The following is a 12527-nucleotide window of genomic DNA, read 5'->3' as shown; positions in this document are numbered from 1 at the left end:
AAGCGAAGGCTGCGCTTGCCTGCGCCTAACGGCCTGCTTGCGGGCCGCCTGCCTGCTCGTCCGGTTCAGCGAAGCTGAACCCAATTCCCTCCGCTTCGCTACGGGAATTGAAAACGTGTCAGCCCTCGCTCCGCTCGGACTGGAGGCCTTACTTCGCTCGAGCTTGGGACTTGACACTACGTCACTCCGTCGGCGGAGCAGCTCGATTGAGCTCCTCCACTCCGGAGTCAACTAGCAGACTGTGGGGAGCGGCCAGTCAGGCACGAGAGGTCCACGGCGACATGGGCGAGAGATTGCGGGCGATGCTTCAAAAGGAGTAAGAGATAGATACTGGAATGAAATTAGCTCACCACTCAGTGAGGTTTTCTCAACGAAATGATCTCGTGAGGTGACTCGGCCCAGGGGATCCCGCGAGCCGCGATGAGTCCTGCGGGCGTCCGGCGATCATACTGTCGAACCCGTTCCCGAGGAGGACTTCTGATGCGCAGCGTGACCTATTCGATGAGCGTCTCACTCGACGGCTACATCGCCGGGCCGGACGGCGACTTCAACTGGGCGGCCCCCGACGAGGAGGTCTTTCGCTTCTGGATCGACGAGATTCGACAGGTCGGCGTCCACCTGTTGGGACGACGGCTGTACGAGACGATGCTGTACTGGGAGACCGCCGACCAGAATCCAACGCTCGACGACTCAGATCGCGAGTGGACCGCGCTCTGGAAGCCGCTCCCAAAGGTGGTGTTCTCCACCACGCTGTCGGCGGTGCAGGGCAATGCCCGCCTGGCCTCCGGCGGCCTGGCGGAGGAGATCGAGCGGTTGCGAGCCGAGCCGGGTGAAGGCGACATCGCGATCGGCGGCGCGACTCTCGCCGCCGAGGCGGCCGCGTTGGGTCTAATCGACGAGTACCGGGCCATGGTCTACCCGGTGCTGGTTGGCGGTGGCATTCCGTTCTTTCCCCAACGCGAGCGCCGGGTGGATCTCGAACTCGTCGAGACCCGCACCTTCAGCTCGAGAGTCCTCTACCTCCGCCACCGCGTGGCGCGCTAGCCGGCTCGTCCGCCGAGCCCTAGGAAGAACGGGCCAGCCACGTCTTCTCAGCGAAATGACCTGCGCGAAGCGGTGTGAACTACCGCCTGGCGAAGGCTCAACAGGCCACGCAAACCGCCGTCATGACAGCGGCCCCGCTTCCCACACCGCGAAGGCAGGGGGCGGGGCCGTGGCTGGCAACGGTTCAGGCAGACATGTCCGTGTGCTGCTTGCCCTTCGTCTCGGTGTTGTGCTCGATCAGCCGCAGGGTGAGGCGCCGCAGATCTCCTTCCTCCATGCGTTCGATGAGCACTTCGGCCATCGCGTCACCGCTCCCCCACGGGAGGCTTCCCTCGTGGCTGTCCTGGCCGCTGTCCTGACGGGATGGCTCAGCTGGCTGGCCGCGCGGGTCCGGAATGCTCTCACCCGACTCTGCGGGCTTGGGCTGGCGCTGGCGCTGACGCTGGCGCTGGCTGTCCTGCGTCGGTGCGGAGACGGGAGTTGCCTGCTGCGCGGCGGATGGTGCGCTCTCCGACTCGCCTCCGTCTGCGTGCTGCACGGGGACTGGCTGCACCGGAGGCGTGCGCCTGGCCTTCTCTTCCTCTGCGGCGCGCCGTGCTTCTTCGGCGCGCGCGTCGGCCTGGGTTCGCTGTTCCTCGTGTGACAGCTTGCCGAGGTTGCGGACGTGCTCGACCGTGCGGCGCCCGTCAGCCAGGTCCGCCTGTAGTTCGGGGCTGAGCTTCAGGAACGACAGCTTGGAGGAGATCGTGGACTGGGCCATGCCCAGGCGCTGGGACGCCTTTGACTGGTTGCCGTAGAACTTGACCAGCGACTCGAGGGCGTGGGCTTCTTCCAGTTCGGTCATGCCGTCGCGGTGGTAGTTGGAGACGAATGCGGCCTCGAGGAGGCTCTCATCAGTGGCGACGCGGGCGTCGTCGACCATCACCCTGATGGTGGCCAGTCCGGCGCGTCGGGCGGCCTCAAGCCGGCGGTGTCCGTCGATGACCAAGTAGCGGGCGCCTGCGTCGATTTCATCGGCGCGCTCGGGGCGCTCGGCCAGGTAGGCGTTCACCGTCGCCACGGTGATTGCGTTGATGACGCCCAGTTCCTTGACCGACTGGGTCATGTCGTTCAGGTTGCGCAGGTGGTCGCGTGGGTTGTCGGGGTTGTGGCTGATCGTCTGGACGGGTAGTTCGGTCGGGTCGGGGACTCCCTCTGTGGGGGCTCCGGTGACGGCTGCTGTTGCGGCGCGGCGGGCGCTGACGGGACGAGCCCTGCCGAAGGATGCTCCCGTACCCAGCTCGTCGGCTACGCGGCTCATGAGATCTCCCGGGCGAGGGCGCGCATGGTGACGGCCTGTTCGCTGCTGGGGGCGTAGGAGAGCAACGGCCGCTTGAGGCGGACTGCCTTGCGCTGCTCGGTCAGGTCACCGACTACGGCCACGACTCGGGGATCCTTTATGTCCATCCATGCCTGGAGGGAGGACGTGGCGATGTATCCGCGGCGCGGGTCGTAGAGGTTCACCACGATGCCGAGGTAGTCGACTTCCAGGTGCAGGTCGTCGCGGAGGTCTTCGATCTGCGCGGTGAGGAGGTCGTAGGCGTCGGCCGAGCTGTCTTCCGCCTGCACGATGATGAGAGCGCCGGACGCCCCTGGCTGCTCTCCGTCGCGGCGTCGCCCGTAGTAGATGGCTGCGTCCATGCTCAGGCCGAGACTTGGGGGGCAGTCGACGATGATGGAGTCGTAGTTGCCTTCGATAGGGGCCAGTGCCCGTTCCAGGGCCGCCTCGCGCGCCCGCACCTTGGACAGGGAGACGTCCAGCAGGAAGCCGTCCTGACATCCGGGAAGAAGGTCCAGCCGGCCACCGAAGCGGTTGTCGGCGATGGGCACGATGAGGTCCTGGATGTGGCCCTTGGCTTCGCTTGCCATGTGCTTGGTGAGGCTGTCGCCGTCTATGGGCAGCTCTTGCTGGCCGAGCTGCTTGGTGAGGTGACGCTGCGGGTCGAAGTCCACCAGGAGGGTCTTCTCCCCCAGGCCCGGCAGCTCTTCGACACTCAGCGGGTCGGCAAGTTCGGTGTCCCCGCCTTCACGGTGCGCGGCGAAGTGCTTGGAGATGCGCACCGGGTGGAGGCTGTTGCTGTCCTCGGCGAGTGCCTGGCCTAGTCCGGCGGCGATGGCGGTTTTGCCGACTCCGCCCTTCTGGTTACAGACAATCCGGCGCCGGGGGTGTGCGGACCGCTGGATTTCGGGGGCAGGGTTGGAGTTGAGCCACAGCTGCACGGACTGGGCGAGTCCCTGGATCAGGGAGACCTTGCGATCTGTGCAGATCTTCTTGAAGTCCTCCCACTGGCCCGGGGGGAGGAAGGTGGCGAAGGGGTCTGAGCCGGCGGTGTCGATCGTGGCAGGGCTGGAGGCGAGGGCGGTCCAGGCGGAGATGCCCTGCTCGACTGCGCGCTGGATGTCGATGCCGTGTTGGGCGGTTCGGATCTTGAGGTCCTGCCGGAGCCATCCCGGCAGTTTGGAGACGACCTTCTCGCGATCGCTCGAGGTGGCTGGAGAACTCATGCTGGACACCTTACTAACGTTGGTGATCGTTGGAGCCATCGACACGTTAGTTAGTACGGTTCGCTCGGATGGGCCACCGATTATCACGGCGTGATAATCCGTCACCCGTGGGCTGCCGACGGGCCCGTCCGGCCGTGATTATCACGCCGTGATAATCACCGGGGTCGCGCTCAATCCCGACGAAGTAGGACGAACTCGACTCTGTGGACTAGCGACGCTTGACGGGCGCCAGCAGCTCGACTCATAGAGAGGAGGGCGGCCCTCAACCCAGGGTTCTGGAGAGACGCGACGACATCCACGATGCGTTCCTCAAGCTGGGATGCGCACTGATCTGCTGGCGCCGCCTGAATCCATTGCGATAGGACTTCTTGAGACAGCGTGTGGCGCATGGAATGTCCTCCTGGGCCGACGTACCGCCGTACGCGGCGCGGCTTCGCGAGGAGGTTGTCCGTCCACTGCGGACGATGAAGGGAAGGGGGAGTGCTCACTCCCTTCCATGATCAACATATAGCGCACTGGGGGCTTGCGGCAAGACCCTGGTCGTACCGCACAATCACCCACCGAAGCCAGGACCTGCAGAAATGAGAATCACGAAATGCGTGTGGTGTTGTCGACGTACGGGTCGCGCGGGAGCGTCGAACCGATAGCGGGACTCGCGGTGCGGTTGAAGGAACTCGGCGCGGAGGTACGGGTGTGCGCGCCGCCGGACGAGGAGTTCGCGAAGCGCCTGGCCCAGGTCGGCGTGGAGATGGTGCCGACCGGCCAGCCGGTGCGTCCGCTGGTGACCACGGTGACGCCGGGGTCAGCGGCGGGACTGGCGCAGCGTGCGGCCGAGTTGATGGCCGCACAGTTCGACACGGTCGCCGCGGCTGCCAAGGGATGTGATGCGCTAGTGGCGACCGGCCCATTGCCCGCCACGGCCGGCGCGCGGTCGGTGGCCGAGAAACTGGGCATCCGCTACGTGCACGTGAGCCACCAGCCGGTCAGCCTGCCCTCGCCACACCGCCGGCCGCCCGCGCGGCGGGGCCAGCCGTTGCCACCGGACGCAACCGACAACCGGGCACTGTGGGACCTGGACGCCCAGATCGCGAACACGATGTTCGGCGAGATGCTCAACACCCAACGGGCGTCGATCGGCCTGCCACCGGTGGACAACGTCCGCGACTACGCCTTCACCGCCCAGCCGTGGCTGGCCACGGACCCCATCCTGGACCCGTGGCAGCCGACGGACCTCGACGTGGTGCAGACCTGCGCGTGGACCCTGACCGACGAACGCCCGCTCCCCGCCGAGCTGGTGGCGTTCCTGGACGCCGGCACACCACCGGTGTACGTGGGCCTCGGAAGCACGCCCATGCGCGCCCCGAAGGACGTCGCCCGGGCGGCCATCGAGGCGATCCGCGCGCATAGCCGCCGCGCGGTCGTCTCCCGGGGCTGGGCCGACCTGGCCCTGATCGACGACCAGGACGACTGCTTCGTCGTCGGTGAGGTCAACCATCAGGCACTGTTCCGCCGGGCGGCCGCCGTCGTGCACCACGGCGGCGCGGGCACGACGACGACGGCCACCTGGGCCGGCGCACCTCAGGTGGTGGTCCCCCAAGGAGGAGACCAGCCGTACTGGGCGGGCCGGGTGGCCGAGCTGGGCATCGGCGCGGCACTCGACGGTCCGACTCCGACCGCCGAGTCCCTGTCAGCCACGCTCAAGACGGCCCTGACCCCCGAGACCCGCGCACGAGCAACCGCCGTGGCCGGCACGATCCGCACCGACGGGGCGACGGTAGCCGCGAAACTGCTGCTCGACGCAGTCAGCCAAGAAAGGCTGCCAGTGTCAGCGTGAACCACGCGGGATCGCCGTGCCAGGGAGGGTGCCCGGCGCCGGGCTGCACCGCCAACTCGGAACGGCCGATGAGACTGGCATACCCGCCGGTGCCCGGCCGGGCACCGGCGAGCAAGAGCACCGACCTCCAGGATCACTCTGTCCGATTCGGCCCACCCGACCGGGCCGGCGGGAGGCTGTCCTGGAGAACGGTGAGGGAGACGAAGGCGGTGACGGATTATCACGCCGTGATAATCGGTGCCCGTCCGCAGTAAGCCCGTGCACTCGCAGCGGCCGCCTCACTCTCGAACGGATCTACTGGCTGGTCTCATCACCAGGCCATCGGGGTACCGGTGAAGGTTCTCGGACCGTATGGGCACCTGCCTCATGTCTCGCCGGCGGCCGGGCGGCGCTCGAAGGCGTCGATCAGATGTCCGATGGAGGCAGGGTCCAATACCGGGCGCGGCGAGCTTGGCGCGCTGGATGTCGCTGGAACCGTTGGTGACGATGCCGATCGTCCAAGCTGCTGTGCGGAGTTCGGCCAGGGCCTCGAGGACGGCCGGACGACACGAGACGGCGGCCGCCATGTGGTCGACGTATGCCTGCCAGAGCTACGCTGCGGGCTCGCTCAGGCCGAAGGCCTCGCGCAGCCGGCCGAAGTCTTCGGTATTGGCGCTGTCGGCGAGCTCGGAGAGCAGCCACTGCTCGATCTCTGGTCCGAAGCCGTGGGCGCGGCAGAGGTCGGCGATGGCGTCGGTGAAAGCCGCATGTCGGTCGACCAGCGTGCCGTCCAGATCGAAGAGTGCGAGGCAAGCCATGGCAGCGACCCTAACGAGCTACTGGCATGGGTTCGTCCGACGCCAAGCTCACCGTCTAGCGGGACACGGCAGGAGCTCGTGTCCAGTCTCCCGGGACACGAGCGTCGTTTCTTCGGCAGCGCCTTCGCCGGTTGGTCCACGTGTGATCGGGTGAGCGCAAGCAATGCCTCGCCCCGCCAACGCGGGGTCGACCACGCTGGTGTGACACGTCGTCAATCTCCCGTCCGACACGGTGTCACCAGTCGTGCACGCGTGGCAGGCGGGGGGAGTAGGGTGTCCTGGGACTTGATCTATCTTTTCAAAAGAAATAGCCCCGTGGACCTTAGGCAAGTCCAGGGGCTCTCGACCGGGAAACCCCGGTCCGGCGAACCACCTTTGAACAAGAAAGGCGGACGCATGATGCAGGGTACCCGTTCCTGCTTGCGGACACACAGCACCCCGCCGGAGCGACGCGTATGCGTCGCTCCGGCGGGGTGCTCTCATTTCGTCCCCGTCTCGGGGCGCATCTCTACCTCGACAGAGGGGGATTGTTTGACGTAGTCCTCTGAGGCGGCGCGGTCCGCGCCGCCCGGGCCGTTCGGGCCCTGGTGATTAGCCGTCACCAAGGCCCTGCGCCCGATCTTCTCTCCGTGAGGCTGTGCCCCGCGGAGGAGTTGTTCGACCCGGATCGCCGTCCGGCTTCGAACAGTTCGATTACTGCTCCCCAGCAGTAGCGCCAAGAGGCGCCCTTTCGCGTCCACCTTCATAGAAGGAGCACGAGACTCATGTTGCAGCATCGCGCTGCCGATTTCCAGTTCCCCAATGCCCGGATGGGGCAGAATCTGCTGACTCTGCGGCCAACTCGTAAGACATTTCCTGATCTTGCGCCGCCCCATACTCCCGCTTCGCCCTATGTGCACGATCCTGATGGCTCCCGGGGCCGTCTGCCACGGCAGCGCCGTCCTTCGGGTGACGGTGGCGCGGTGGTCGTGCTGTCGGCGTTGTACGTGCCGGAGGCGAGTCAGTGGTTGTCGACGTCGGCGGGCCGGGAGGCGCTGGACGGCTACTCGTGGATGCAGGCGGTCCACTGGGTCGCCGGGTCGGGGCTGTACGAGCCGCGCCGGTACCGGTCGCACGGGCCGCGCAGCTTCGGGCCGACGACGGTCCGTGTCGCCCAGGAGCTCACGCAGCTGTTCCCGTGCCGGCCGGGCATCGAGTATCTGGTGCGCCGCACTGGCTTGTCGGAGCGCAGCGTGGAGTACCACCTCGGGATGCTGCGGGAGACCGGGCTGCTCGCGTACGTCGTGCGGGGGACCCGGGTGCGCGGCGAGAAGGCGCAGGCGTCGGAGTTCGCGCGGATGATCCCGGTGGCGTTCGATGTTGCGCTGGGGATCCGTACGGCTGGTGAGGGCACCGGGCGGCGGATGACCGGGATCGCGGAGGCCGGCCGGGAGTTGATGGCGAAGCTGGCGAAGAAGGCGGCCCGGAAGGTGCGCAAGCCGCGGGCGAAGTCGTCCTCGAAGGCCCCGGCGAAGGGTGCTGTGACGGCTGTTTCGGATGAAGTCCGTTGCACCCCAATGCAGGTGGGTTCCTCAACTGTTTCTTCTGCGGGCACTACCTCGCTTCCCTCTGAGAGCAAGCTCGCAAGCGGGCAGCACAGTTCCCCCACCCCGAAGAAGGTGAAGCGCGGCCGCCGGAAGCTGAACGACGTCGGGCGCCGTTTCCAGCTGGCCTCGGAGCTGATCCGTCAGGTGCCGTGGATGGGCCGCGCCTCGGTGCCCCGGATCGCCTGGATTCTTCGCGAGGTCTCAGACGCGGGCTGGACCGCTGACGAGGTGATCGCGTTCCTGGATCTTCTCGATGTTCCGGGCATGGTGCACCGCCCGTCGGGGTTCCTCGCCCGGCGGCTGGCGGGGGCGGTGGCCCTGTGGTCATCCCCGGAGGGCCGGGCGCGCGCCGTCCAGGAGTACCGGGATTCCCGCCGTGCGGAAATGGCCCGGCACCAGGAGTGGGAGGGCAACTGGCAGGCCCCGCACAGAGAGTCGGTCCGCCGCCTGGTGGCCGAGGCCTTCGCCCCGCGCCCGCAGCAAACGGACCAGGACCAGGGCGAGGTGCTGACCGTGCCGACTGGCAGCGACCACGTCAGCGCGGAAGCCCTGGCGGACCTGCGGGCAACGGCCTGGGGCGAGTTCATGAAGGGCGAAACGACGCTCGTTGCAACCACGGTCGACACGTTGGGGCAACCCGCCGCTGAGCGGATCTACGGGGCTGGGCTGGTGCATCGCGCGCTTCGCCTCGGCAGCGGCAGCACGCTGATGGCTCTGGGAAACCGGTAGGAGGCCGGAATGACCGAGACGCCCCCCAGGTGTGCAGGGCCTCGCCGCCGGTGCCCAGACCGTTGTCCGAACCGGGATCGGGCCCGGTGACGAAGCCGTCGAGGGAGACCGAGATGTCGGCGATGATGCGAGTCATACAGGGCAGACCCGATCCGCCGCCCGAACTCATCGCTCACCCACGAAGCGCGTGTGACCTGCACCACTCGGACTTCGATGGCACGCGGTCAGAGTTCGGTGCCACAGGACATCCCTCAACCCGGCTGTACGAACCCGTGGCCGCGGCGCACTACGGTTGTGCGTTTCATGTGTGATTCGGGGTGCGTTTCAGATAGGGTTGTGGCTGAGGTGATCAGAGTGCCCCAGGAGCAGGACAAGCTGTTCGCGTCTGTCGACGCCCTGTTGGAGCAGGCGGCCGCTCAGGACGATCTGCCCGAGCCGGAGGAGCGTAAGCGGCTGCGGGAAGCGGGTGGGCTGAGTCAGGAGCAGGTCGCGAGGGCTCTGTCGGTGCGGCGGGAGACGGTGACTGCCTGGGAGTCGGGGCGGGCCGAGCCGCGGGCGCCGAAGCGGGCCGCGTACGTACGGCTGCTGGACGGACTTGCCGCTCGCGAGGCCGCGCAACCGGCCACCGAGCGGGCTGCGTCACCAGAAGCTCTCGCACCGGCCACGGCGCCCGAGCCCGCGGCGCCCGCCCCTCAGGTTGCCGTGCCTGCTGCTCCGGTTCCCGTGCCTGCTGCTGCGTCGGCGCCGGAGCCTGTCAGGCCCTCGGTAGCCTCGCGTCGTCCGGCCCCGAAGCAGCCGGCCCCGGCCGGCGTCGAGCCGCGGTTCGTCAATGGGCCGCTGGCTGTGCTCGATGGTGACGGGACGGCGTACTGCGTCGGTGGTCTGGTGCTGGACTGCCCGGCCAAGGACATCCCGGGCCTGGTCGAGTGGACGCTGTCGGAAGCGAAGTTGGGCGCGCCCCGGCTGCATCGCAACGGCAAGGACGCCGACCCGCTGATCGTCCTCACCGCGGCTGCTGCCGAACGGTTCGGGCTTCCGGCCACGCTGGAGGACCGGCGGGGCCTGCGGCTGCCCGAGGACCACCGGGCCGTCAAGCAGATCGCCAGGGCCAAGTGGAAGCTCACCCGGCGTGGTTTCGGCCCGTGGGCGCGTATCTACCGTCCTGCGCAGTCCGGGCAGCGTCAGTGCGTGCAGCTCGCGGTCCTGCCGTGGGGTGCGCTCGACTCCCGCGCCTGGGGGAGTGCGGACCAGTTGCCGTCGGCGGATCTCGCCGCAGTACTGGGCGCGTATGCGACGAGGGTCATCACGCCGCGTGGTTCGACCGCCGTGTCCGGCCTGGAGCTGCTGACGTCGCTGCGTCCGCCGACCCGTGCGGTGAAGGACGAGTCGACCGGCAGCTGGGTGTCCGGACCGATGCCCGGCTCGCTATGTGAAGCCGTGGACCCGGCGCCGCCGGAGGCCCCCGACGAGCATCCCGTCGTCGCGCAGTTGTATCCGCGCGGCCATCAGCGCACGCCGGCCGAGGTTCTCGACGAGGAGGCCTACGAGTGGATCCGGGACCCGGAACTGCTCACCGATGAGGAGTGCGCGAAGAGGTACGCGGTCGGTGTCGACGTCAACATGGCCTTCGCCGCGGCCGCGAACCGCCTCACTGTCGGTCTCGGTCCCGCGGTGCACGTCTCCTCGCCGGCGTTCGATCCGAAGCTGCCCGGCAGTTGGCTGGTCGACCTGTCCCACATCGGGTTCGACCCGCGGCTGCCGAACCCGTTCACCCCGCACGGCACCCGCCCAGAGGGGCCGGCCTGGTACGCGACGCCGACCGTCGCGTACGCGGTGGAGCTCGGCCACCAAGTGCAGCCTGCAGAGGCGTACGTACGGCCGGAGAACGGCGCGTACCTGGACGCCTGGTACACCCGGCTGCGGGACGCGTACATGGCCACCATGGAGCAGCTCGGCGTCGTCTCCGGCATGAGCGAGAGCGGCTTTCTGGCGGCCATGGGGGGGCACAAGCAGGCCGACGTCGGCCAGGCCGCGGTGCTCTCGGCGATCAAGGCGACGGTGAAGGGCGGCATCGGCAAGCTGCGCGAGCGTCCGCAGGGGGCCGGGTACCGGCCGGGGGAGCGGTGGCCGGCCCTGGAGCGTCCGACCTGGCGGCCCGACATCCGTGCCGCCGTGATCTCCGCCGCCCGTGTCAACATGCACCGCAAGATGCTCAAACTCGCCACCGCGGCGGACCTGTTCCCCATCGCGGTCCTCTCCGACTGCGCCGTCTACCTGTCGAAGGGCCCGGGCCCGCTGGACTTTCTGCCGCGTACGCCCGACGACAAGCCGCTTCCCGGCGGGTTCCGTCTCGGGGTCAGCCCCGGCATGGTCAAGCACGAGGGGACCCAGGAACTCATGTGGGCCGTGCGGATGCTGGACGAAGGCCACAACCCCGCCCGGCACATCAAGGGCACCGACGCCGCGATCGACGGAGAGTAGGGGAGCTCGGTGGGCATCCTCGAGGACAGCCTGGACAAGGCGGCGGCGGCGAACTTCACCCGCCCCATCCCGCAGTCCGCGCAGGCCCAGATGAAGTTCCTGGTGAAGCAGGAGAAGGGCTCCACGATGGCCGTGGCGCGGCTTCTGGGCGTCTCCCAGCGCACCGTGGAGCGCTACCTCAAAGGCCAGCTGAAACGGCCTCGCAGGGACCTCTCGGCCCGTCTGGTGGCGGAGGTGCGCAGGAGGTGGCAGCCCCGTGTACGGGAGCGGGCCAAGAAGCAGGCAGCCACCACTGGTGGCATCGTCATCGAGACCCGCGCCCGGTTCGGCTACACCGCCGCCCCCGGCACCACCGACGACGGCCGGCTGCGGCTCATCACCCAGGCCCTGCCACCGGTGTACGCGGCCCGGCTGTTCGACGCCCAGGCGGCCGGCGCCTCCGAGCAGCAGCTGCGGGACATCGCCGCCGAGGGCCTGCAGGAGATCTACTTCAAGGACCGCGGACGCCGCGCCCACGACCTACTGGTCGAGTTCACCGACATCGACTACATCGAGCTCGACTTCTAGACGCTTCAGCCAGCGACTGAACAGGCAGCGACCCAAAAATCTTGGGTCGCTGCCTGAGGTGTCGTCAGAAAGTCCAGGTCAGGGCGGGTTGAACCCTCAAACAGCGACTGAAGCGACTCAAGACACCTATCTATGACGCACACACGCACACGCGCGAATGTCCTCATAACATCCGAGCTTCGGTCGCTTCGGTCGCTGACTGGCTTTTTGCGCAGCCCTGACCTGGACTTTCTTTGTTTCCCTCGGGAAAGCGACTCAGTCGCCATCAGTCGCTGAGACGCTGTGCGCTTTCAGTCGCTGGTCCCGGCCCCGGCTTGCGATGGGCCCGGCGCTCAGTGGCGCCGAGCCCATCGAGGGTGGCGTCAGCGACTGTCTTGAGCCGGTCATGCAGCTGATCGCAGAACGTGGAAGCGTCGAAGGCCGGAGTCCACCGGCATGGACGCAGACGCTGGCATGGATGTGGAGCTCAAGAGCACCGACGGTGACCGAAGCGGACTCCAATCGTTGAACCGGACACAAGCGAAGTGCACACAGAAGCCCCGGGTCGTCTGGTCCCGGGGCTTCTAGCTGTCCGGCGTCACAGTTATGCCGACTACGGCGACGCGGATGGGCTGGCGCCCTGGTGAATGGAGATGGAAGCGGGGCCCGGCGAAGTCGAGGGGACTCCGCTCCGCCCCGGTTCGGGGACCTGAACTTGGGAGTGGTCGCCGCCGAGGATGAGCACCAGCGCCGCCAGTACCGAGGTGCCGCAGACGATGGCCCCGACAATGTCGCCCTTGCCGAGCGGCCCCTGGCGAGTGTGCTTGTAGACGAAGTACCCCACGACGCACGCCACCACCATGAGGGCGCCGCCGACGGGGTCGATGTGCACAGTCAAGGTCAGTCTCCCGCTCGCGGGCCGCGTGACGGCCCTGAATGTGGAGACCGCGGGCGCGGTCTCCACAA

9 protein-coding genes and 1 pseudogene are annotated in these 12527 nt (G+C 67.9%); 5 read left to right on the top strand and 5 right to left on the bottom strand.

The features are described from left to right. Positions 1-480 precede the first annotated feature (480 nt). Positions 481-1044: a dihydrofolate reductase family protein gene (locus SLUN_RS38835; protein ID WP_108155259.1), complete on the top strand. Its 564-nt coding sequence runs from the start codon at positions 481-483 to the stop codon at positions 1042-1044. Between the two features lie 184 nt (positions 1045-1228). Here SLUN_RS38835 and SLUN_RS38830 read toward each other — a convergent pair whose 3' ends face one another. Further along, entirely contained in the window at positions 1229-2344 is a 1116-nt protein-coding gene (locus SLUN_RS38830) for a ParB/RepB/Spo0J family partition protein (protein WP_108155258.1), read from the bottom strand. Beyond that, the gene (locus tag SLUN_RS38825) at positions 2341-3588 is read right to left on the bottom strand and encodes a ParA family protein (protein WP_108155257.1); all 1248 of its coding nucleotides are present in this window, start codon (positions 3586-3588) and stop codon (positions 2341-2343) included. Before SLUN_RS38825 ends, SLUN_RS38830 begins: the two co-directional genes overlap by 4 nt. A gap of 595 nt (positions 3589-4183) precedes the next feature. On the opposite strand from SLUN_RS38825, the gene SLUN_RS38820 reads away from it, so the two are divergent. Further along, the gene (locus tag SLUN_RS38820) at positions 4184-5422 is read left to right on the top strand and encodes a glycosyltransferase (RefSeq protein WP_108155256.1); all 1239 of its coding nucleotides are present in this window, start codon (positions 4184-4186) and stop codon (positions 5420-5422) included. Between the two features lie 590 nt (positions 5423-6012). Here the strand turns inward: SLUN_RS38820 and SLUN_RS42210 are convergent. Continuing rightward, positions 6013-6219 (bottom strand): HAD family hydrolase, encoded by a 207-nt coding sequence (locus SLUN_RS42210; RefSeq protein ID WP_306610775.1) that lies wholly within the window; start codon positions 6217-6219, stop codon positions 6013-6015. A gap of 962 nt (positions 6220-7181) precedes the next feature. Here SLUN_RS42210 and SLUN_RS39815 point away from each other — a divergent pair. Next, positions 7182-8534, top strand: coding sequence for a transcriptional regulator (locus SLUN_RS39815; protein ID WP_159100463.1), 1353 nt, complete (start codon positions 7182-7184; stop codon positions 8532-8534). 16 nt (positions 8535-8550) lie between these two features. Here SLUN_RS39815 and SLUN_RS41970 read toward each other — a convergent pair. After that, a pseudogene (locus SLUN_RS41970) lies at positions 8551-8670 on the bottom strand (dihydrofolate reductase family protein); the annotation flags it as partial. 218 nt (positions 8671-8888) lie between these two features. On the opposite strand from SLUN_RS41970, the gene tap reads away from it, so the two are divergent. Both tap and tpg read left to right on the top strand, forming a co-directional pair. After that, on the top strand, positions 8889-11015 hold the full coding sequence (gene tap, locus SLUN_RS42205) for a telomere-associated protein Tap (RefSeq protein ID WP_108155253.1): 2127 nt from the start codon (positions 8889-8891) through the stop codon (positions 11013-11015). A gap of 9 nt (positions 11016-11024) precedes the next feature. After that, on the top strand, positions 11025-11582 hold the full coding sequence (gene tpg / locus SLUN_RS38790) for a telomere-protecting terminal protein Tpg (RefSeq protein WP_108155252.1): 558 nt from the start codon (positions 11025-11027) through the stop codon (positions 11580-11582). Positions 11583-12174: 592 nt separating this feature from the next. On the opposite strand, the gene SLUN_RS38785 is transcribed toward tpg, so the two are convergent. Continuing rightward, positions 12175-12459 carry a hypothetical protein gene (locus SLUN_RS38785; RefSeq protein WP_159100462.1) on the bottom strand — a complete coding sequence of 95 codons (285 nt, stop codon included), beginning with the start codon at positions 12457-12459 and terminating at the stop codon, positions 12175-12177. Positions 12460-12527 lie beyond the last annotated feature (68 nt).

Source organism: Streptomyces lunaelactis (assembly GCF_003054555.1).
GTDB classification, from domain to species: Bacteria; Actinomycetota; Actinomycetes; order Streptomycetales; family Streptomycetaceae; genus Streptomyces; species Streptomyces lunaelactis.
This window is presented reverse-complemented; position numbering and strand designations above follow the sequence as displayed.